General features: G+C 57.6%; 18 protein-coding genes and 3 pseudogenes. 11 read left to right on the top strand and 10 right to left on the bottom strand.

Features of this window, described 5'->3' with window-relative positions:
- Window positions 1-43: 43 nt before the first annotated feature.
- The 4 genes from CPY51_RS09185 to CPY51_RS09165 all read right to left on the bottom strand — a co-directional run bounded on the left by CPY51_RS09185 (window position 44) and on the right by CPY51_RS09165 (window position 3,374).
- The gene (locus tag CPY51_RS09185) at window positions 44-928 is read right to left on the bottom strand and encodes a class I SAM-dependent methyltransferase (protein ID WP_146260105.1); all 885 of its coding nucleotides are present in this window, start codon (window positions 926-928) and stop codon (window positions 44-46) included.
- Window positions 925-1,872, bottom strand: a complete 948-nt coding sequence (locus CPY51_RS09180) for a glycosyltransferase family 2 protein (RefSeq protein ID WP_111159946.1) — start codon at window positions 1,870-1,872, stop codon at window positions 925-927. The genes CPY51_RS09185 and CPY51_RS09180 overlap by 4 nt, the downstream gene beginning before the upstream one ends.
- A gap of 900 nt (window positions 1,873-2,772) precedes the next feature.
- The gene (locus tag CPY51_RS09170) at window positions 2,773-3,048 is read right to left on the bottom strand and encodes a hypothetical protein (protein ID WP_111159944.1); all 276 of its coding nucleotides are present in this window, start codon (window positions 3,046-3,048) and stop codon (window positions 2,773-2,775) included.
- Between the two features lie 56 nt (window positions 3,049-3,104).
- Window positions 3,105-3,374: a DUF982 domain-containing protein gene (locus tag CPY51_RS09165; protein ID WP_111159943.1), complete on the bottom strand. Its 270-nt coding sequence runs from the start codon at window positions 3,372-3,374 to the stop codon at window positions 3,105-3,107.
- 913 nt (window positions 3,375-4,287) lie between these two features.
- Between CPY51_RS09165 and CPY51_RS09160 the strand changes: the two genes are divergently transcribed.
- Entirely contained in the window at window positions 4,288-4,638 is a 351-nt protein-coding gene (locus tag CPY51_RS09160) for a DUF982 domain-containing protein (protein WP_111159942.1), read from the top strand.
- 193 nt (window positions 4,639-4,831) lie between these two features.
- Window positions 4,832-5,053: pseudogene (locus tag CPY51_RS33315) on the top strand (DUF982 domain-containing protein); the annotation flags it as partial.
- Window positions 5,054-5,077: 24 nt separating this feature from the next.
- On the opposite strand, the gene CPY51_RS33310 reads toward CPY51_RS33315, so the two are convergent.
- The 3 genes from CPY51_RS33310 to CPY51_RS09145 all read right to left on the bottom strand — a co-directional run bounded on the left by CPY51_RS33310 (window position 5,078) and on the right by CPY51_RS09145 (window position 7,308).
- A complete protein-coding gene (locus tag CPY51_RS33310) occupies window positions 5,078-5,407 on the bottom strand; it encodes a hypothetical protein (RefSeq protein WP_244598560.1) in 330 nt (109 codons plus the stop codon).
- 363 nt (window positions 5,408-5,770) lie between these two features.
- On the bottom strand, window positions 5,771-6,805 hold the full coding sequence (locus tag CPY51_RS09150) for a DUF3095 family protein (protein WP_111159941.1): 1,035 nt from the start codon (window positions 6,803-6,805) through the stop codon (window positions 5,771-5,773).
- A 107-nt stretch (window positions 6,806-6,912) separates the two neighbouring features.
- Window positions 6,913-7,308: an Ohr family peroxiredoxin gene (locus CPY51_RS09145; RefSeq protein ID WP_111160019.1), complete on the bottom strand. Its 396-nt coding sequence runs from the start codon at window positions 7,306-7,308 to the stop codon at window positions 6,913-6,915.
- A 314-nt stretch (window positions 7,309-7,622) separates the two neighbouring features.
- On the opposite strand from CPY51_RS09145, the gene CPY51_RS09140 reads away from it, so the two are divergent.
- From CPY51_RS09140 to CPY51_RS09105, 7 genes and pseudogenes are all read left to right on the top strand, one after another.
- Window positions 7,623-8,930 carry an epoxide hydrolase family protein gene (locus CPY51_RS09140; RefSeq protein WP_111159940.1) on the top strand — a complete coding sequence of 436 codons (1,308 nt, stop codon included), beginning with the start codon at window positions 7,623-7,625 and terminating at the stop codon, window positions 8,928-8,930.
- A 50-nt stretch (window positions 8,931-8,980) separates the two neighbouring features.
- Complete coding sequence (locus CPY51_RS09135; RefSeq protein WP_195909483.1) at window positions 8,981-9,400, top strand: Ohr family peroxiredoxin; 420 nt, start codon at window positions 8,981-8,983, stop codon at window positions 9,398-9,400.
- A gap of 88 nt (window positions 9,401-9,488) precedes the next feature.
- Window positions 9,489-12,328, top strand: a pseudogene (locus CPY51_RS09130) (winged helix-turn-helix domain-containing protein).
- A gap of 626 nt (window positions 12,329-12,954) precedes the next feature.
- Window positions 12,955-14,880 carry an AI-2E family transporter gene (locus tag CPY51_RS09120; protein WP_420820683.1) on the top strand — a complete coding sequence of 642 codons (1,926 nt, stop codon included), beginning with the start codon at window positions 12,955-12,957 and terminating at the stop codon, window positions 14,878-14,880.
- Window positions 14,881-15,213: 333 nt separating this feature from the next.
- Complete coding sequence (locus CPY51_RS09115; protein ID WP_111159937.1) at window positions 15,214-15,597, top strand: response regulator; 384 nt, start codon at window positions 15,214-15,216, stop codon at window positions 15,595-15,597.
- Window positions 15,598-15,633: 36 nt separating this feature from the next.
- Window positions 15,634-15,883 (top strand): annotated as a pseudogene (locus CPY51_RS33305) (manganese catalase family protein); the annotation flags it as partial.
- 591 nt (window positions 15,884-16,474) lie between these two features.
- On the top strand, window positions 16,475-16,861 hold the full coding sequence (locus tag CPY51_RS09105; protein ID WP_244598545.1) for a response regulator: 387 nt from the start codon (window positions 16,475-16,477) through the stop codon (window positions 16,859-16,861).
- A 4-nt stretch (window positions 16,862-16,865) separates the two neighbouring features.
- Here the strand turns inward: CPY51_RS09105 and CPY51_RS09100 are convergent, their stop codons facing one another.
- The 3 genes from CPY51_RS09100 to CPY51_RS09085 all read right to left on the bottom strand — a co-directional run bounded on the left by CPY51_RS09100 (window position 16,866) and on the right by CPY51_RS09085 (window position 19,068).
- Entirely contained in the window at window positions 16,866-17,363 is a 498-nt protein-coding gene (locus CPY51_RS09100; RefSeq protein ID WP_111159935.1) for a sigma-70 family RNA polymerase sigma factor, read from the bottom strand.
- Entirely contained in the window at window positions 17,353-17,946 is a 594-nt protein-coding gene (locus CPY51_RS09095) for a response regulator (protein WP_111159934.1), read from the bottom strand. Before CPY51_RS09095 ends, CPY51_RS09100 begins: the two co-directional genes overlap by 11 nt.
- Window positions 17,947-18,237: 291 nt before the next feature.
- Complete coding sequence (locus CPY51_RS09085; RefSeq protein ID WP_195909482.1) at window positions 18,238-19,068, bottom strand: hypothetical protein; 831 nt, start codon at window positions 19,066-19,068, stop codon at window positions 18,238-18,240.
- A gap of 277 nt (window positions 19,069-19,345) precedes the next feature.
- Between CPY51_RS09085 and CPY51_RS09080 the strand changes: the two genes are divergently transcribed.
- Both CPY51_RS09080 and CPY51_RS09075 read left to right on the top strand, forming a co-directional pair.
- Window positions 19,346-20,257 carry a PhnA-like protein gene (locus tag CPY51_RS09080; protein ID WP_111159932.1) on the top strand — a complete coding sequence of 304 codons (912 nt, stop codon included), beginning with the start codon at window positions 19,346-19,348 and terminating at the stop codon, window positions 20,255-20,257.
- 59 nt (window positions 20,258-20,316) lie between these two features.
- Window positions 20,317-20,814: a YciE/YciF ferroxidase family protein gene (locus CPY51_RS09075; protein ID WP_111159931.1), complete on the top strand. Its 498-nt coding sequence runs from the start codon at window positions 20,317-20,319 to the stop codon at window positions 20,812-20,814.
- The last annotated feature ends 570 nt before the right edge of the window (window positions 20,815-21,384 follow it).

The raw sequence follows: 21,384 nt of genomic DNA, 5'->3' as shown, positions 1-21,384 counted from the left end.
CACGATCGACGAGGTATCGAATTCGCGATCGTTGCTAAAAAGACTAAGCATCAGACGTTGGTTTATTGGCTGTCATAAGTACGCGTATGCCAAACGGCAACGAGAAGCGCCCGAGCAATTTTACCTCTATATCCATCAGAATTTTCATAATGAGATTGTTTTTCGTTGCCGAGGCCTGCTGTCGCACGACGGTGTTGTCGCGCCGCTTTGAGAAGTATTTGTCCTTGAGTTTGACGAGCGCAAACATCGGAAAAAGGACAAAGCCCAGATGCGACTTCTTTACGACCTTAAAACCGGCGCCGGCAAGCTTTCGGCTTAGCTCCGAGCTTGTATATCGTCTGAAATGATTGAGTTCGACATCATAAGGACCAAACAATCTCGGGCCGGCCGGCACTTCCACGACAAGCGTTCCGCCCGGCTTTAACAAGTCAAATGCCTGTCGCATCGCCAGCACATCGTCGCCAATATGCTCGAAGACGTTCAGCATGACGATTACATCGACGGAATTCGCCGGAAGCGGGCATTGGAGCAGGTCGAAGCGTATCAGCGGGATGTCTTTCAGCTGTTCAGCCAGCTTGACCAAGGGTTCCTTGACAACATCCGCTCCTATTAAGGAGCTAGCTGGGAAGGCGACTGCCATCTCCTTGAGGAGAAACCCCGAGGAGCATCCGATGTCCATGATGACTTTGCTGCCATCACCCAGCTGTTCCGAAATTTCTCTTATCGCATGGCGTCGTGACGCGACGTCAATTGGGTGATGCTCGCCAGCGGCCTCTTCATGAAGCTGGGTGAGGTCATCGGACCAGCCTTCGAAATTTTCGCTATATTCCAGAATAGGCATGCTTTTATCGCCGACGATAAAACTACTTCCATTCCACGCGGGTTCAAACTCATATCCGCGTGGGACCGGCAGCTTAAACGGAATCAAAGTTTGTCTCCTTCGAAATTGACTTTGCGATCTAGGATGTACATCGGACGACGCTTCACCTCGTCGTAAATTCTGCCGACATACTCACCGATCAGCCCGAGTCCAAGAAGTTGCATGCCGGAAAAGAAGCTGACGAACAAGACCGTGGTCGAAAGGCCAGGCGTCAGATCAACGCCAATCAGCTTCTGCACCAAATACCAGGCGCCAAGTAGAAAGCTGAGGCCAGCCAAGGCAAAACCTGTGAGCGACATCAGGAAGAGCGGGCGCGCACTGAAGCTAATCAACCCATTCAGACCGATCTTCAGCGACCCGGTCAGCCTGTTGTAATTGCCAACGCCAGCGAACCGCTCATCCCTATCATATTCTATGAAGCCCTGCTTGAAACCGACATAGGCGACGAGGCCACGTAGGAAGCCGTGCGTCTCGTTTAATCCCCGCAATTCTTCAATGACCCTCCGGGTCATGATACGGAAATCGCCGGTATTGCGGGGAATCTGAACGTCGCTAAGCTTGTTGATGACCGAGTAACCCAAATGCGAAATCACCTTCTTGACGAGGGTCTCACCACGCCGGTTGCGACGTGTCGCGTATACGACCTCGAAACCCTCAGACAGCTTCCCATACATTTCTTCAATCAGTTCGGGCTGGTCTTGCAGATCGACATCGATGACGACACAAGTCTCGCCAGTGCACGAAAGGATGCCAGCCATGGTCGCTGCCGGTTGGCCGAAGCGACGCGAGAAGAGCAAGAGCTTGATGTTCGAATTGCGATTGATCTCTTCGAGTATCACCTGTTCAGTTCTGTCCGGCGATGGATCCAAAGAAAATATGATCTCGTAGGATTTTCCCATCTTCGCGAACAATGCTTCCGCACGAGCCAGGAAAGGGCGAATATTCGCCTCTTCCTTATAGACCGGCACGACTAGCGAAATTTGTGGCACCATAATAATCTCTGATGTGTTTAATTGTTCTGCGATCGAACAGACGTCTCAAGTCCTCCCGCTGATATACAGAGATCGCAGCTTGGTAAAGGCTGCATGACCACGAAGTTAACAGACATCTTGGGTAGCATGCCTGCCGAATAATTGATGCACCGCGCAAGTGACCGCTTTGCAAGCGAAATGCTCAAAAAAGTGCGCTGTCGCCAAGCTTGGCTTATACCAAGGCTTCTGGATGTGAGTCCATGGCGAACCGGAGCCTGCGCGAACTGGTGCTGGACGTTCCCGGATCTCAGCAACCGCGCGCTTCCAGCACTGCTGATGACGGAAAACCAGCGCCAATGCCAGTCAGAAAATTCAGCGAATCAAAGCGCCGTCAGACGTCTTCAGATGCTTGGCTTGTCTGGGCCATGGGCGGCACCATTCACCTTGGGGATCCACGCCATGACGAGTTCGTCGAATTCCGATAGCTGATGCACGACGACGAAGTCGAGGCGCTTTGGCGGGGCTGTGGGAAGCGGGTGCGGCGTGGGTCGCAGATTATCCCGGCACGCGGCCGGAAATGTGGTGGCGTTTCGACGCGCCCCGCCCGCCGCTCTGGACGTTCGCAGGATCCCTCTGGGATGGTGCCGACGCGGAAGCACTGCCAGCGATCAAGCCGTGTTATGATAGTGGCTTGCCGTCAATGTGGATCGATCATCGCGACGTTGCCGTCTTCAGGCATGGAGGCTGCGGACTTCCGCCCAATCCTGCCTGGCGTGGCGTTCCTAAGAATCATGTGGACCGCCGCGGTTCGAAAGCGAGGTGGCCCACCTTGACCGGCACGCACTGTTCCTTCCGCGCGAGCGAAAACGACTACCCGACCCATGGGGCCTGACATGCCTGAACCGTGAGATAATGACGCCGTTAGTTTGCCGGAGCCGGCGTGACCGGTGCCGCCGTCGGAGGCGCTAAGGCCGGAGCTGGCGTTTTCGGGCTTGCTGGCGCCAACGGCTGCGCGTCTGTCGTGGTCGACGACGTTGTGACGTGGTCGGTTCCAGGCCCGCCTCCCCATTGCGACCACGCAAAACCGCCGACGACAAGCACTGCGATAATCGCTGCAAAAATCTGCCAGTTTTGCGTCGGACGGCGATACGGCTGTGGCGTCGTACGCAAATCAGGTTCGTTCGGATCGTGGGTCATTTGAAGTCCTCCTTATGAAGGGAGAACACCGAAAACGGCAGTTTTGTTCCGAACAGCTACTCGACCGTGTCGGCGACGCCAATCGTTGTGACTGGCAATCCAGCCTCTTCGGCGGCCGCGATGAACGCCAGCCGGGCGCGTTCACGGTCTGCCGTGCCGACCGCAACACGGTCACAGAACTCCAACGCGGTGAAGTACTTTTTTCCCCCGCTGATAGGCCATTTCGAGGTTAAAAACTCAAATGCCTCCTCGGTCGTCGTGATTACGAGCAGTTCGCCGCTTGCCTTGCAAGCGAGCATGACCGGCCGCTCCCAACGAATGCGCATCTCTTCCAAACCCCTGTTGCCGGGGTAATTTTAGCACCTTTGCAACCGCTCGCAAGAGGGTCACATCCACACCCCACAGCCCGCCATCGCGGGCTTTTTGCATTCAAGGAAACCAATGCACCCCATCCATCGCCCTCAGCGGCCCATTCCCACGAACTGGCCAGCCGGCCGCCTACCCCTTGGTCGTCGACCCGGCTCTGAAGAAAACATGCTCGTTAACGTGAGTGGAATTTTTACAACTCCTTGGAACCCACGGACTCGTTCGAAATGAAGCCGGCGCGTTCATCTGGTTTGAGGTTCAGCCCAACATTCCGTTTGAAGTTCGCCCGGCAACTGCAGCAGTCGCCGAAGAAATAAGGGCCTAAACCATGACAACTTTTTATCTCTGGAGCCCATGATTGCCCTTCGGCTTTCCCGCTGGCTTGGGATAAGCCATCCGCGATTTTGACCTTTCAGGAGGCGACGATAAGCCTTGGCTCCGCAGCCAAGCGTTCATCAGATTTCGGTCGTGCTGAATACCACAACTTGCTCAACTGGACAGAGCGTCGGTCTTCTACGGTGGATGTTCCCTGTTCGAATCAAGGGCGGACCACCAGAATAGGCCAGCCGACCGCACTGGTGCGCGGGTCGACACACCCGTCATCCTCAAGAGGTGGGCGGTTTTCTTGCTATATACCCTGGAACACGCGGCGGAGCATGTCCTGTGCATTCAACATTCTGGTAAGCTGACGAGAAATCTCTTCTGCATAATTTCGCTCTCCGACATTCGAGCTGGAAGCTAGATCAGCTCATAGCAATTTCCAGACCAAAAAGCCTCGGCGGGCGCGGCTTTAGATACTTCCTTTGGTGGAGGGCCGGAACGAATCGCTTCTCCCGTCATTGACTCGCAGTAGTTGCGTCAGTGGGGTGAGTTATGACTTCAGTCTCTGAAAAAATGTGGACCGACGGCGTTTATATGGAACTCGGCAAGCTTGGCAAGTACCAAGTCGTCTGGTCAACGACGGACGCACAAAACATGCTCTTTTACCGGTGGCCTGCCAAAGGTGGCGAAGCGTTTCGTTCCGCGTTAGACATATGCGCGAGCGTACTAAACGGGCATCTGCCATGTGATGAGGCGCGTCATGCCTTCATTTTGGCCGCAGAGGAGGCCGGGCTGTTCATTGCCTCCACGCTCCCGCGCCACATGAGACTGGTTCTGCCAGAGATCGGCGCGAAAAGTACCGATATGAAATTCCATCCGAAGAAGCGCGGTATGCGGACATAGGCGGTAACCAAGCTTGGCTGCTTCGTTGACCAGGCGCCGCATCTGTGCGGAGCGCGACGCCTGGCTTTCTTGGGCCCACATGATGGGTGCGGCCCGCTCCTCAATCGTACAGCAGTGAATAGGTTCCACCATCGCGAGGACGATCGAGGAACGAGTCCGGAAGTGATCCGTTGAGCCGCGGCATTAGCGAAGGATGGTGATGGACAGAGACCGCCGAACATTCCGCCCCGTCCAAATTCTCGTTGCCGGCAAATACCGGACTGTCAACACGGTCACGGGCGCCGGTAAGCTCCTGATGGACCGATGGCCCCGCGAAGATGGTCCAGCGCGTCACAAGGCCCAAATGACCCTTCTAGACGCCTTCAATGAAGAGAAGTCCCCGGAGGAAGTTAGCCAGGCGCTGCTGGTCGCGGCATCCGAAGCAGGCCCATCATTCGAATTAGAGCCTACCGCCGTTGTGGGCCATCAAGCGCTCATAGTAGTGTTCCACCAGGGCGGCGGCTTGGCGGGCGGTGTCGGCATAACCGACGTGCGGCAGAAGCCGTTCTCGCGCGCGCAGGCCTTGCCCGCTCCAATGCCATTTGTCTTTCTTCAGCCCGTGCGGCTCTCGTTTGATACGGCCGATACAGACGTCGCCATCCCAACCACTGAAATCGGTCTCATGGCTGGCAGCGTCTTCGCGGGCTGGCCAGGTTTTGCGCCATTTGTATTTCGGTGTGGGATCTTCAACCATAAAACAAGTAATTGCTTGGTCGGGTTTCGGTTCCACGGCGCCATCACGTTGCGGTCCGGGTCGCAGGGACTGACCCGTAAAATGTGGACATCATTGTGAGACTGCGTCTAACCCATTGGCAATGCTTGGCCCCTTGTGGCAATGGCCCGCAACATGGATTTTATGGGGAAATGAGGCTAAGTCATTGGAACGACCTGCTGGAGAACGTGGATTCTCGCATGATTTCAAAGCCTTATCGAAATTTCCTCTGTTTTCCCATCGCGAGCGACCGTGGATGCCACCTTTGGCCCTGGCTTTGGGCCTCAGTCAACGGGAGGGGTCTTGTGGCAAAATTGCCGCTTTCGGGGCCGAAGCTGCCGCCAAGCAATGGTCTGCACGGCCATGATTTGTGATGTCAGCCTATCGGCTGAGCGCCTGCTGAGGCCATTGAGCCTCCAGCATTTCCGCCGCCTTTGTGTACCCGCCACCCATTCCATCGAGGAAATGAAGATGGGAGCCTTTATCGGTTGAAGGTACCAGGCAAGTCATGAGCGCGTGGGACTGCCGGTGTAGCCCAAACCTGATATCTCCACGATCTCTGGCGGGGACAAGCAGGGTCTCGACCATTCCGATCTGATCGGCCGTGCAATCCAACGTCAAACGCAGAATGTCGTCGTACCTGCGATAGTCGGAGTTTGCGACAACATCGGCCCATGCTGCACCGCCAAGATAATCTTTGGCATCCTTCGTGATAACAACGCCGCTCGGTACGGGATGGGAGTGTCCCTCTCCTGCATCAAAAACCGCCACGATTTGCTTTGCGAGCACTTTGAACATCGCGGACTTCGAATGATCGCAGGGTTCAACAAGGAGGGAAAGTATCTCGCCCCTCTGGCTGGGGATCGGGGCCCACTCGCAAGTCAGACCCTTCAGGTTCGCGGAGGTGTCCGTGACATTGTCCGCAATTCCATACTTTCCGACTTTTATCTGCTGATCAGCCCAGTTCAGCCCACCGCCGGCAAACATCGAATAGGTGGCGGTCTCGGACGCGGAATATCGGGCAGTCCTGACATCGTTGCCGCCTGAACGGATTTCTTTCACCGAGACTAAACCGGCTCGCAGGTCAAATTGGAGTGCGTCGCGGACGTAGCCGACAGTCTGGCGGAGCGCTGCCGTCGCTGTTTCCAGTCTGTCGGGATGAAGGGCGAACGCTGCACCGTCACCGCGAAAAACAAATGGGAAATCGAAACTGTTCCACGCGTTCCCCAGTGCCGCGATTGCCGAGGCGCCCGCGTAATTGACATCCTTGTAGCGCCCCGCAGCTACCGCCGAGGTAGAGCCGACGACATCCGTAATTCCGACAAGCCACTCGTCAGGCAAGGGTTGGTAGATGGTGGTGTCAAGCAGGTCGGCAAAGTCATGATAGGCGTCACGTTGCGTGTCGAACTTCAACATTGGATTGCCTCCAGACGTTTGCACGCCATTGTCGATTACAGATGGCTCTATATCTCGATGATTGCCGGGTCTGGCCGCTTGCTGCGGACAGACCCGAAAGGTCGCGCTCAGACGAGATTGGTCGTTACCTCGATATTGCCGTGCGTTGCCTTCGAATATGGGCAGATGCTGTGGGCAGTATCGATCAGCTCGCGAGCTATCACTGGATCGATGCCGGGGACGCTAACATTGAGATAGGCGCTCAGGAAGAAGTTGCCATCGTCATTGCTCAGATCGATTTGAGCGTCGACCGATATCCCGGCCGGCAGCTTGATCTGCCTGCGGGAGGCGGCGACCTCGATGGCTCCCATGTAGCAGGCGGACCAGGCGGCTCCGAACAGGTTTTCGGCGGCCGGGTGCGGCTGCTTCATCTTGATGTCCAGGAAACCATCGCTGCTGCGGGCTCCGCCATCGCGGCCATTGGTGTTGTGTGTCTTGCCAGTAAAGAGAACCTTGGAGGTCATGACGAAATTCCTTTTCGTTGGCTGTTGATGATTGATTGTCTGCACCGTTGTGCTGACCAAAAGCTACTTCGCCACGGCGCAAACCGCACGTTATGCGTTGTTAGTCGTCATTAGCTGGGGTCCACGCCGCCAGCGATCAAAATGGGAAGAAGACGCCAGACGCCCTGTCCCAGGGGTCGTCAAAGCCGATACCGGCGAGCGTCGAGCGATTATCAACATCTAACAACGCCTAACGTGCGCAGTCGACGTCGTGGGCGTAGCCCTTGAAGCAGCACAGTCGTGCAGACGATCAACTGTTTCCGAGGAGAACGATCATGACCGCTATCAAGACTGACGTTATCGATGAGCACCGCCGTCGCCTTCTGGCTGCTGCAGCGTCCGGCATCGCCGCCCTGGGCATCGCGAGCTTCATTCCTGCACGTTCAAACGCCGCAACGCAATCCGACGCTATACGCCCGTTCCAGGTCAACGTGCCCGAGGCAGATCTTGCCGACCTTCGCGATCGCCTCGCTCACACCCGCCTCCCCGAAAAGGAAACCGTCAGCGATTTCTCCCAAGGCGTTCCGCTCAAAACCATCGAGCAGGTGCTCGATCACTGGCAGAACAAATACGACTGGCGCAAGGCCGAAGCCCGGATCAACGCCGTGCCAAACTTCATCACCGAGATCGATGGCCTGGACATCCATTTCATCCATGTCCGCTCCAAGCACGACAATGCGCTTCCCCTGATCGTAACGCACGGATGGCCGGGCTCGATCATCGAGCAGTTGAAGATCATTGGGCCACTCACCGATCCAACAGCGCACGGGGGCAGCGCATCGGATGCATTCCATATCGTCATTCCCTCGATGCCGGGATATGGCTTTTCCGGAAAGCCCGACGCGACCGGCTGGGGGCCAGAACGGATAGCGACGGCCTGGATCACTCTGATGCGACGGCTGGGCTACAAGCAATTTGTCGCGCAAGGCGGCGATTGGGGCGCAGTCGTGACCGATATGATCGGTGTGCAGGCCCCGCCTGAATTGCTCGGCATCCATACCAACATGCCAGGTGCCATCCCGAACGACATCAACAACGCGTCCTTTGTCGGAGCGCCTGCGCCAGCGGGTCTTTCAGATGAAGAAAAGGCCTCGTACGACCAGCTCGTGTTCTTCTACAAAAACGTCTACTACGCATTCCTGATGGGGACGCGCCCCCAAACTCTCACCGGCTTGTCGGACTCACCCATCGCCCTTGCAACCTACATGCTCGACCATGACCGGGCGAGCCTGGAGATGATCGCAAGATCGTTCGACGGCCAGGATGAGGGTCTGAGCCCAGACGATGTCCTCGACAACGTGACGCTGTTCTGGCTGACAAATACCGGTGTCTCAGCCGCGCGGCTTTACTGGGAGAACAAGCTCGCATTCTTCGCTCCGAAGGGCGTCAAGGTGCCGGTCGCGGTCAGCGTGTTCCCGGATGAACTCTACCAGACGCCGCGTGCCTGGGCCGAGAAGGCTTATCCAAACCTCGTCCATTACAACAAGCTTCCCAAGGGCGGGCACTTCGCGGCGTGGGAGCAGCCGATGCTCTTCACAGACGAGGTCCGTATCGGCTTTCGCAGCCTGCGCAAATCCGGCTGATCTTATCAGGCGAGCGCCCGCTCGGTGCTCGCCCCTCAAGGGATATGTCCATGAACAACACCATGCATCTGATCTACACGGCAATCACTGAAACGACTGGCGGGCGTCAGAACGGTATCGCTCGCAGCACCGACGGTGTGCTCGACCTCAGGCTTTCAGAACCCGGTTCGGCCCGCATTGGCACCAATCCCGAACAGCTGATCGCTGCCGCCTGGTCGGCGAGCTTCGCAAGTTCCGTGGCGAAGGTGGCCAGAGGAACAGGAGTGAACCTTCCTGCCAATGTCAAAATCCATGCCGAGGTGGACCTGTCCTTAGACGACGATCAACAAATCCTCGGCGTTCGGCTCGCCATTCAGCTTCCCGGTCTGGAACGAGCCGTCGCCTCTCGCTTGATCGACGAAGCGCGGCGGATATGCCCATTTTCGAGGGCTACACGCGGCAACGTCGAGGTCGCGTTCAGGATCGTGTGAGATGGGTGCTGCGGCAGCGCCCTTCCTCAATAGCGTCAGCAGGGCCATTGGAGTATAAGAAGTCAGTGGGGACGGCTGGGGCAGAGCCATGACCGTGGGCAGCAACGTTATGGCGGAGGAGCTATCCTTCGGTCCGTTTCAATTGAGCGTCGGCCAGCGGCTTCTCGCGAAGGACGGGGTTCCGATCGACCTCGGGGCGCGTGCGCTGGACCTGCTGGTTGCTCTGACCCTCGCTCCCAATGTCATCGTCAGTAAGCAAGACCTGATATCCCGCGTCTGGCCCGATGTCATCGTCGACGAAGGCAGCCTACGTTTCCACATGACGGGGCTGAGGAAGGCTCTGGGCGACGGTCACGATGGAGCACGGTACATCACCACCATCGCCGGACGGGGCTATTGTTTCGTCGCGCCAATCTCACGATCCGGCTTCGCCAAGGCACCGCCGATCTCGATTTTCGCTATGCGATCCTGCCGAGCCGACCGGATCGCATGGTCGGCCGAGAACAGGACGTTCTTGCTCTGACCGAAAAGCTCATGGCCTCGCGAATGGTCACCATTGTCGGCGTCGGTGGCGTCGGAAAGACCACAGTCGCCACGGCAGTCGCGCATCACCTTGCTCCTACATTCAAAGGTGCTGTCCTATTTGCCGATTATGGCATGTTGAGCGATCCGGCCCTGGTCGCGGCCGGGATCGCGTCGATGCTTGGGTTGTCCGTCGGCTCCAACGATGTACGTCCCAGTTTGATTGCATACCTGCGCGACAAACAAATCATGCTGATCCTCGATACCTGCGAACATCTGATCGACGCCATCGCCGATCTCGCCGCCGCCATCATCGAGGCAGCGCCACAGGTATTTCTCCTGGCAACCAGCCGCGAGGCGTTGAGGATCGAAGCCGAAAGCGTCTACAGGCTCGACACCCTCCCCTGCCCGCCGGACGATCCGGAGCTTTCGACAGAAGCGGTTCTGTCATATCCGGCAACCCGGCTGTTCGTCGAACGGGCTGCGGCGAGCGGCGCAACCCTTGATCTCAGCGACCAGGATGCCCGCGTCGTCGCGAGCATCTGCCGAAAACTCGATGGCATGGCACTTGCCCTGGAACTCGCCGCCCGCCGCGTCGAGAGCTACGGGCTCGTCCAGACCGCCAAGCTGCTCGACCAGCATCTGACATTGGGATGGGCCGGGTCGCGAAACGCCCCGCCGCGACAAAGAACACTACAGGCAACACTCGACTGGAGTTTTGGGCTTCTAACAGACATGGAGCGCACCGTGCTTCGGCGGCTGGCGGTTTTTGTCGGCGACTTCACCCTCGACGCGGCACTGGAGGTAATTTCCACAGCGGACATGGCATCCTCGGCCATCTTCGACGCACTCGACAATCTGGTCACCAAGTCCCTGCTTGCAACACATCCGGCAGGGGCGACGATGCGCTACCGCTTGCTGGATACGACACGGGCATACGCGCTTCAAAGTCAGACGGACGAGGATCGCGCAGGATTGAATGCGCGTCACGCAACGTATTATCAGCGTTGGCTGGAACAATTCGGACCGGATTGGCCGGCGCTTTCCACGGGTCCTGAGCGGTTGCCGTACTTCGTGAGCATCAATAACGTGCGAGCGGCACTGGAATGGGCGTTCGGAACCCGTGGCGATATTGACCTCGGCATCAGGCTTGCGGCTGCCGCTGTGCCCGTCTTCCAGGTGATGTCACTTTTCCCGGAATGCCAGCGATGGTCGGAACGCGCTCTTTTCGCCCTCGACGATGTCTCAAAAGGAAGCGTCGAGGAGATGCACCTGCAAGCTGGTCTGGGAATTTCCCGCATGTATCTGCAGGGCGGCCGCGAGACGTCGCAGATCGCACTTAGTCGCGCCCTTCAAATCGCCGAGGAACGGGGGAACGCGTTGGATCAGTTGCGCATATTAGGTCCTTTGCACATGTTTAGCCTTCGCATAGGAGATTTTAACGCCGCCCTTGACTATGCCCGGCGTTGTTCGGCAATCGCCGCCACTGTTGACGACGCCGCCACCGTCGAGTTGGCACACTTCTTTCTCGGAAATTCGCTGCATTTTACCGGTGATCTTCGCCACGCCCGTGTTGAACTCGAAGCCGCAACGAGGAGCGAACCGCAGCCACAGCGAACTCCTGCCAGCTACGTCGGCTTCGAGGGAAAGCATCTCGCTGGCGGAATCCTTGCACGGAACCTGTGGTTACAAGGCTACCCGGCGCAGGCCGACGTCCAAGCGCGACAGGCGATCGGCGATGCCGCTAAGTTGGAGCATTCACTGACGCTCTGCATCGCACTGCTTGGAGGCATTGCCGTCTTCCTGTGGCGAGACGACGTGCAGAGTGCCGAGGAACATATTGAATGGTTGGTCTCGCGCGCAGGGCTACACAACTTGTCTCCGTATGTGTCGGTTGCTCGGGGGTTCGAAGGCGAGCTGGCCATTCGTCGTGGAGAGGTGAAGGTGGGGATCGAGACCCTGCGACGATGCATCGAGAAACTTCATGCATCCACCTATGAGGTATTCACGACGATGCTTGAGCTGTCCCTTGCAAAAGGCCTAGCAGTGATCGGAGAGTATGAGGAAGGCCTGACCAGGATCAACAAGACAATCGAACTCGTCGAAAGGAACGGGGACCTCTGCTATATCCCGGAGTTGCTGCGGGTGAAGGCAACCTTGTTGTTGTCGAGAACATCCTCGGCAGAAGCCGAGGCGTGCCTGATCTCATCTTTGGAAAAAAGTGCCAACATGGGCGCATATGCATGGGAACTGCGGACAGCGACCGATTTGGCCGCACTGATGACCAGCGACGGCAGGTTGCGCGCGGCACGGGCATTGCTGAAGCCAGTATTGGAGCGATTTGGAGAGGGTTTGGACACGACTGATGTTATGGCCGCAGAGAGACTACTAAAAAACCTGTCATAAGCAATCGGCTAACCGAGAGCCCGTTTTTCCATTTTATCGGGGGCAACCAGCCAGCAATGTTTGTTCCTCGACAGCCCTCCATGATCAAGACACGTGTCTGAGCTATCAATAAAAAGCGCAGCGATAACGCGCACAGGAGTTCACTACCAGGACCTAATCGGGATTGAGATCCGCCCAGCTCGAATTTGGTGGGTAATCAACCAGCTTCCTTCATTGGAGCCCGCGTTCACGTTTCCGGAATTCATATTCCTTGTTCTGCTGACCCTGATGCTTTTCCTGTCTGCAGCGTTGCTCCTTGCGGGCCTGGATTTCCTTCACCGATGGAGTGATGGCGACGTACTACGCTGTCGTCGACGTCGAGCAGGCAGCCCAAGTCACGCGCGAGCTGCGATCTAAAGTAAGAAGGATCGGAGCCACAGCGGATTTGAGACCGCAAGGCTTGGAACTAAACCCTCGCTGCTCCGTTCTGAACATGCAATCCCCTAAAAACGCCTCAAAGCGCCCCTTCCGACTGACCGCCGCTTTGCACAGGATGTGGATCGCATCTTGTTCGTTCGCATTTTTGTTTCTCCGCATATGGCAGGGGGTGCACGGTGAGTGCAGGAATTTCGAATATAGGGAAAGCGATATCGGCCGCACCATACCAGCTTCCAAACGCAGAGCTTCGCAGCAGGCTCTCGGGCCGCACAATATTGATTTTGATCGGAGTGGCGGTCATTCTCCGTCTAGGACAGGAGATATTCGTACCCTTGGCGCTGTCGCTTCTCCTGACATTTACGCTCGCACCTATTGTGTCTTTCCTTCGAAAGCGCTCCGTACCAAAAATCCCCGCCGTTCTCCTGGCCGTCGTGTCGGCGTTCTTCGCGATAGCCGTATTCAGCTTCGTCGTGGCGACGCAAGTGGCCAATCTTGCCGAGAACATACCGACCTATCAAAGAAACATCGTTGAAAAGGTGCATTCGCTGGCCCAGGCGGGTGCTGGCAACGGCGTCCTCGATCACCTGAGCAAGGCCGTCGAGCGCGTCGGTGCCGAGATACAGACCCGCGCCGATCAAAGCCAGGATCCGAAAGTGCAGGCGCCGTCGAACCAGACACCGATGCCTGTTGAGATCGTGACGCGCTCCGATCCAATTCAGACGCTGGGCAACCTGCTCCTGCCCCTTATCAGCCCGTTCGCCACCGCTGGTCTCGTGGTCGTACTCGTCGTCTTCATGCTTCTTGAGCGGGAAGACCTGCGCGACCGTTTCATCCGGTTGGTCGGCCTTGGCGACCTCCACCGGACCACCGCCGCCCTGCAGGATGCAGGCAAGCGGGTTGGAAAATACCTCCTCATGCAGTTGGTGGTGAACACGCTCTACGCCGTGCCGATAACTATCGGGCTCTGGGCGCTCGGAATCCCGAACGCTATTCTTTGGGGCTTGTTGACGCTGGTCCTGCGGTTCGTCCCGTACATTGGCGCAATCATAAGCATGATCCTTCCATTGTTTTTGGCACTCGCCATCGCTCCCGGTTGGTCCCTGGTCGTCTGGGTCGGCGCGCTCTATCTGACGACCGAGTTGGTCAGCAACAACGTGCTGGAACCATGGCTCTACGGCGCGCATACCGGACTGTCGCCGTTGGCAATCATCATTTCTGCTATCTTCTGGTCCTGGTTATGGGGACCGTTGGGACTGATGCTGTCGACGCCGCTGACGGTGTGCCTGGTGGTGCTTGGGAGATATGTCCCGCAATTCGGCTTTCTCGATATCCTGCTCGGCAACGAGCCCGTGCTGGAGCCGCACGAAAAGCTCTATCAACGCCTGTTGGCTGGGGATCCAAACGAAGCGTCCGACAACGCCGAGGAGTTCCTCGAGGAAGAATACCTCGTCGATTATTATGACAAGGTGGGTCTGCCAGCGCTTCTTTTGGGAGAACAGGATCGTCAGCGAGGTGTGATGTCGGAGAAGCAGATCTTGCTGGTCGCAACGAGCTCCTTGTCGCTTGTGGAGGACCTGTCGGATATCGCGGTCGAAGAGGAGAACGAAGAGGATACATCGTCGGAGGAGCCTTCCAAGACCGAGGCCGAACTCGAACTTCCCGATGGTCACGGCCGTTCCATCCTGTGCATCGGCGGCCGCGGCGGTTTGGACGACGCTGCCGCCGCGATGCTCTCGCAGGTGCTGGAAGTTCAAGGCGCCATGGTCACGACGTCACTCCACTCCGAGCACGTCGGTCGCGGATTGCTCGCACTCCCCCTCGACGGAGTCGATACAGCGATCGTCACGTTTCTCAACGGCAATTCGAAATCCCGGGCTCGCCAGATCGTCCGCCGCCTCAAGCGCCTGAAGCCCGCGCTTCGTGTCGGCCTTCTTATTCCTACCGCGAACGGCCAGGACTACGCGCAGATTGACCCATCGGAGATTGACGCAGACTTCATGGCGACCCAGATAGCGCAGGCAGTTCGTTCTAGTCTGAGTTTTTCGACACCGGTAGGCCTTAAGGCCGTGACACGGAAGATTGTCCGACGAAGGTCCCTATCGTGCGGGCGGTTTAAAGCGCCAGCTTCCGAATAACAGGTCTTCCGCGGGCCTCTGGCAAGTCGTCGGGCAGATCGCGGTCCATTCCATGCATTCCGTCACCCCCTAATTCGCCAGCACCGCTTCGACTACGGCTGACGTCGGCTAGTGACGAGAAACTTTCAGCTCAAGCAGAGGTTCTCGATGATCCGAGGGCTTCATCGGCGTAGGCGAGGCCGGACTGGCGGTGCGCCCTCGTCCCTTTCTGCGACGGTTATCGCGGATTCGTTAGGTTTCCCAAACAGGCGCCGCTCGGCCCTTCAAACCAGACCTTGAATATGCGAAGCTTACAATAGAGTGGATTGCTTATCAAAACTGAGGGGGTCGGGCATGATTTTCGGCAATCTGTTAGGAAGACGCGTCCTAGTGGTCGAGGACAACTATATACAGGCCACCGAACTGACGCTCACGCTCGAAAATCAGGGAAGCGACGTGGTAGGGCCGTTTCCGAATCTCGAAGGCGGCCTGATGGCAGTCGAGAATGCAGCGATCGACGCCGCCGTACTCGATGTCCGGCTGGGTGCTGACAGGGTGTTCGAATTGGCGGACCGCCTTCAAAATGCCCGCGTGCCCTTCATGTTCGTCACCGGTTACGACAAGAGCGAGATACCGGAGCGGTTCAAGGACGTTTCCTGCTTGTCGAAGCCGGTCAGTCGCGATGCCGTCGCAGTGGCGTTAGCAGTCGCGGTTGCCCAACGGGCGCCTCGGCACTAAGCCGCCTGAGTCGAAGACTAACAATCTCGGTAACCGCAGAAATTTCTGGACGAGGGTTCGCATCGCCGCCTCTACACTTGGAGCCCGAACGAGTACAAGGAAATCGCGGGCATCTAGAGCAATGACGAGGTGGCGCTGCCGGGCGATCCTCCGGGCGAACTCGAAGTCGTCGACGCCCGAAGGCTGCAAGATCCAGCAGCTCGTCGGTGTTCCCCCGGCGTTCACTCCGGATTACGCGCCCGAAGAAATGTTCGCGATCGCCGAGAAGCTTTACAAGAAGTCACGCCAGCATCCCCGCCGGCCCCACAAAGTGTTCGGTCCGACGGCCGGAGCTTTACCTACCCCTTTTGGGAGGAAGAATGAACATGGCTGACAAAAGAGAGATATCGCCACCCCTGAGCAGCACCCCGGTCTCGAGCCGCCTATCAACGGGCCCACGAACAACAGGGAATGGCCCCGGCTTCTGACGAGAATGAAAAGCTCGTGCCGATAGGCTAGCTTGGAATCCAGACCGCTCCCATGGACCGCCGCGTTGACTGCCATCGCGACGGCCGACAGCACGCCCGGCGCTGTGCCGAGCGACACCTGCTCCGATACGCCTTTCATTTCGCCGCTACGGAGTTCGTGGTCGGTCTCGAGGACCGCTGCGACCCCGGCGCCCATCCAGCGGATGAGTGTCGTCGCGCCGAGAAGTATTGCCAAATAAGATCCATCCATTGTGATGTTTCTCGGTGAGCCCGCTGAACCAAGAAAGTCGGCCAATGTTCCAACTCATTTGAGGCAACCGGAACAATCGCTTTCGGGGGCTGTTTGCGCTTGCACAAAGCGATGGACGTCGATAACTCGTATAGCCTCCCAAATAACGAAGGAGCGGATCTTGAAGCATCCGTCCACAGCGCTCTTCGCCAACAAGCGGGTATTGATCGTCGAGGACGAATACTTTCTCGCGGATGAAACGCGGCTGAAGCTCGAGGATTTGGGAGCCATCGTCATCGGTCCGGTGGCAACGGTAAGAGCCGCGCTGGACCTGCTCGACAATGAAAGTGTCGATGCTGCAATTCTCGACATTCATCTGGGTGACGGGCTTGTGTTTCCGGTCGCCGAGGAACTCGAACGCTGCAACGTTCCATTCGTATTCGCCACAGGCTACGATCCGTCAGTGATCCCTGAGAAGTTTACGGGTTTCACCCTGTCCGCCAAGCCGACGGAACTCGGGTACATCGCAGACGCCTTGTTCGGCGAGAGGTCTACCAACGCCAATTGATACCCTACTCCCCGTCAAGAAACCGCGTTAGACGGTCTCGGGCGCGACTGATCCGGCTTTTGATCGTACCCACCGCCACGTTACATCGCTGCGCAGCAGTTTCGTAACTCAGGCCTTGGATCAGTACGAGATCGACGACTACGCGGTAACCTTCCGGAAGCGCGTGGATGGCTTTTTCCATTTCGTGGCTCCGCACGTTCCATTCCTGCGCCGGTGGAAGAGATGCCGACAACGCCCAATCATCTAAACCACCCACCTGCTCCCGCTTGGCAATCTTGAACTTCGTACAGAAGGTGTTGCGCATGATGGTGAACAACCAGGAGCGAAGCTGTGTACCCCGCTGGAAACTGCCTGAATGGGCAATGGCCTTTGCGAGAGTTTCCTGGACGAGGTCGTCGACATCATTTTCAGACCTATAGAACCGCCGCGCGAAGCTCTCGAGGGCCGGAAGGTTCTCCAGTAATTCGGCATCGGTGAACCCGTTCGGGCGGTCATCCAACATTTGCGTCTTCCCTTGAATTGAGGGGAACCCTCATGCAGCGGGTACGTTCCATCTGCTCACCATCCCGGGCCGCCATAGCCCTGTCGCCCGCGCAGCACGTGCCCCTCGAGCCAGTCTCAAATGCAGGCACGGAAACAGCCATCCCCGGCGATGGGGATCCTCGTCTCGGATATTGGTTTCGTATCACGTTCGACGTGCTTGGGTGCGGCTTAGCCCCTCGTCTAAGCATCTCAACTGCCAACGCGGCGGGCGCGTCGGTCTCGACGAACGACTTCAAGTAGCGAGGCACGCGCTGGAAACGGCGAGGGATAATCTTCCAGTCGGACCCTATGAGAAATATGAACGGGATTTCCTCCAGCACCAGGCGATCTGCGACGGTGAACGAGCCTGCGTCGCCCTCCTTGATGTCGAGGACAGCCGCGTCAATCAGGCCTCGTACGCAATAAGAGAGGCTCTTCTTAGATGCCCGGAACGGTCCGACGACCTTCGCACCGTAGTCCGCCAATGCGTCCGCGATCGTTTTGGCCTGCAAGTCTTCCTCGACCACGAGGACTTTCCGCCCGGTGAGATTGCCCTGTGACATGATGTGGTTCCTCCTGCTTCAGGAACAACAAGTGCGGGCCGTTGTTCCCGCAAACGACCGGCTCCTACGATGTCATGGAGACAGCCTCACCGACGTCGACCCGACGGCGGACTACGCCGATGCAAAGGGTCCCATCCCCGCTCGGAGTTCTCGAACCGCGAGTGAGGGGATGGCCGATCGCTGGAACTACTCGCACAAGGACGAGCCGTTGTGGACTGGTGAAATCGCCGCTGCCCAGCTATATTGTCAGAGCAACCCTTTCGCTTGCGACCCTTGTAGAAGCTGAATGTATCAATCGCGCCGGATTCCCGATGCATGCTCCGAAATCTTCGGTGCAGGCGATTGCGGCCGATCATTCTTGATCTCCGGAGTTTCGTTCGAAACCACCGCCTCCTGGTCGCGCTCTTTCTCAGAAGTCGTCTCATCCTGGAAAGCGCGGTCATCACCGGTCAACGGCCGGTCACCAGAACGGCGGTCCTCCGCGTCGGTTTCCGCGTTAGTCGAAGGGTCGTTGACGGGCGTTTTAACGATGTAGGCCCGCACCTTGCCGCTGCCGTTGCTCACATCGCGATTGCTGACACGAAGCCCGACGACCGGAGTGAAGTCGCCCTCTGAACCTATGACCGAGTCATTTCTGCCGGTGTTTGAAGCCGCATTTGTCAGATCACGGTCGCTGGAAACACCATTGTTGCCTCGTGAAACTTCCGTATCCAAGGCAGTTGGATCCCAACCTTCCGTGCGCCATTGATCGGCTCGCTCATCCAGATCGATGGAGCCTTCATCGTCAAGGATGTCGTGGGCAGTCTTGTAATCTAGGTCCGCGACGTTTGAAACCGAAACAAGATAGCCACCGCGACGAGGACCTTCCGCATATGCCGCCCGGTCATCGTCCGGGAAGAGCCAGTCGGTGAGGGCATCAAAGAAGCCGTGACGTTCATTGCTGGCAATAGGGGCATCGCTGTCTTCGTATCCGGGCATGAAGCGAATTTTGTCTTTGGCAATACCAGCCTGCTCTAAACGTGCAATCGCTGCCTCGCCCTCCAACCGGGAATCAAAGAACGCCGAAAGCGAACTTGAGCCGTGCGGTGTATCGAAAGCAGTCTCGCTGTAGATATTCGCCATTAGGGCTCGTCTGCGATCAGGTTTGGGTGCACAGAACGGCAAAGCCTGCCGTCATGATGAAGGGAGGGCGCCTACTAAGATGCGTTGGGCCGTTCACCGCGAATTCGCCGAGCAACTGCTTCTCGACGGCAAGCGATGGTGCCGACCCTTGGAAATTCCTCCCCCACGGCAAGCTAACGAAGGGGTCTTCGGATAGTTCCTCTTGCGGACTGACGGGAACATTGATGGCCGCTGCTAGTTGGGATGCATCCACAATCAGCGAATCGCCGAGGTAGCCATGACCCAACCTGTATCAACTCATCTGCCGCGAGACCCCGTTTATGAGGTCGACCCGAGGGCGACCGCACTGCTCCATAAAGTCTCCTGGGGCGCGATCTTTGCAGGCGTTGCTGTGGCGCTTGCCGTTCAGTTCCTGCTGAACCTCCTTGGCGTCGGCATTGGTGCGGCAGTCGTCAATCCTGCCAAATACGACAATCCTGATCCCAGCACGTTTTCGATTGCGGGCGGCTTATGGTTTGTGCTGGCCGGTTTGATCGCCTCGTTCGTCGGGGGTTATATCGCCAGCCGCCTTTCTGGAAGAGCCAGCAACTCTACTGGCGGCTACCATGGTCTCACGGCTTGGGCGGTTACGACCCTGGTCGTTCTGTACCTGTTGACCACCTCTGTTGGCGCTCTGGTCGGCGGCGCGTTCAATGGTTTGTCGAGCATCGTCAGCGGCGTTGGAAGCACGGCAGCAACAGCGGTCACCGCCGCCGCTCCTGCCGTTGCCAATTCGGCCAACCCGCTGGGCGGCATCGAACAACAAATCCGTGACGCGTCGGGCGGCACCGATCCCAAGGCACTTCAAAACGCAGCCGTTTCTGCTGTTCAGGCGGCGGTCACCGGAGACAAGGCAAAGGCCGACGACGCGCGAACCCGAGCAGCCGACGCCATTGCCAAAGCACAAAACATTCCGGTCGATCAGGCCCGTACCCAAGTCGATCAGTACATCAAGACATACAACGACACGATGGAAGCCGCTAAAGCGCAGGCACTCGATGCCGCGCAGACGGCAACAAAGGCCGTGTCCGCTGGCGCTATTCTTGGTTTCGTCGCACTCCTGCTCGGTGCAATAGCTGCCTGGTTCGGCGGCATCTACGGCACCAAGCGCGGCTACCTTTCGGAGACCTCCGTACGGCACGTTGCGTAACGCTATGCTCGCCATCCGTTCGGATGGCGGGACCCACTGTCAACCCAAGGAGCGCCATCATGGCCAAATCAATCAAGACCCTCGACGAACTGTTCCACGACACGTTGAAAGATGTCTATTTCGCCGAAAACAAGATCGTCGAAACCCTTCCGAAGATGCGCGAGGCGGCAAAGAGCCAGCAGCTCAAGGCCGCTTTTGAAAAGCATCTCGGTGAAACCAAGGTTCATGTCACCCGCCTAGAAGAGGTGTTCAAGATCATCGGCAAAAAGCCTGAAAAGAAAACCTGCGATGCCATTCTCGGCATCACGGACGAAGGGGCTGAGATCATGGAAGAATATGAAGGCTCGCCTGCGCTCGATGCCGGGTTGCTGGCTGCTGCCCAGGCAGTTGAGCACTACGAGATGTCGCGCTACGGAACGCTCCGCACCTGGGCTCTCGAACTCGGGATAAAGGATGCAGCCAAGCTGTTGCAGACGACGCTTGATGAGGAACAGGCGACTGACATCGCTCTGACCGACATTGCGACGTCCGTGGTCAATCAAAAGGCCGAAGCGTGAACGCCAGCTATGGACAGGGTAACCGGGTCAGCGCGTTAAGCCCTGGCCCGGTATCATGCGATGGCTAGTTGCTCAGGCCGCCGCAGAGGCAAGCGCTAGAGGAAACATGGCTAAAGGCCCAAGGGACGAGACCGGCCGAAGCTTGCAAAATCGGCATGGGCGTTGTGCTTCATGCTTGTGTTTATTATCCTCAACAGCGTCGGTGTCTTTCACGCTTTGGAAAGTAGGCACACGTCTGGGAGCTGGGAACGGGTAAAGATTTCCCTCGCTACTTCGCAAAGAATGCCTCCTTGGACGCATCAAATCGGACATGACCGAAATGAAACCGAAAGAACGAGTCGGCGTCCACATTGATCGGGTCCAGGACGTGCTCGACCACAATGCCTGGAGGGCAAAACGCAAGCGATAGGACGCAACGCGAGGTCAATCTCTGATCCCGGTGGATCGCGCCGTTCTCGACTGGTTGAAGGGATCGGGCGAAGGTTGGCAAGAGCGGTTGAAAGCGGCGTTGCGCAAAGCAACGGGCTTGCCCGGAGAGGAGACTGCGGGATGCTCAGTTGCGGTTACCTT

This window comes from Arminella tubonensis (assembly GCF_003240585.1).
Classification (GTDB): domain Bacteria; phylum Pseudomonadota; class Alphaproteobacteria; order Rhizobiales; family Rhizobiaceae; genus Rhizobium; species Rhizobium tubonense.
Note: the sequence above shows the minus strand (reverse complement) of the source record. Positions and strands in the feature narration are given on the sequence as shown.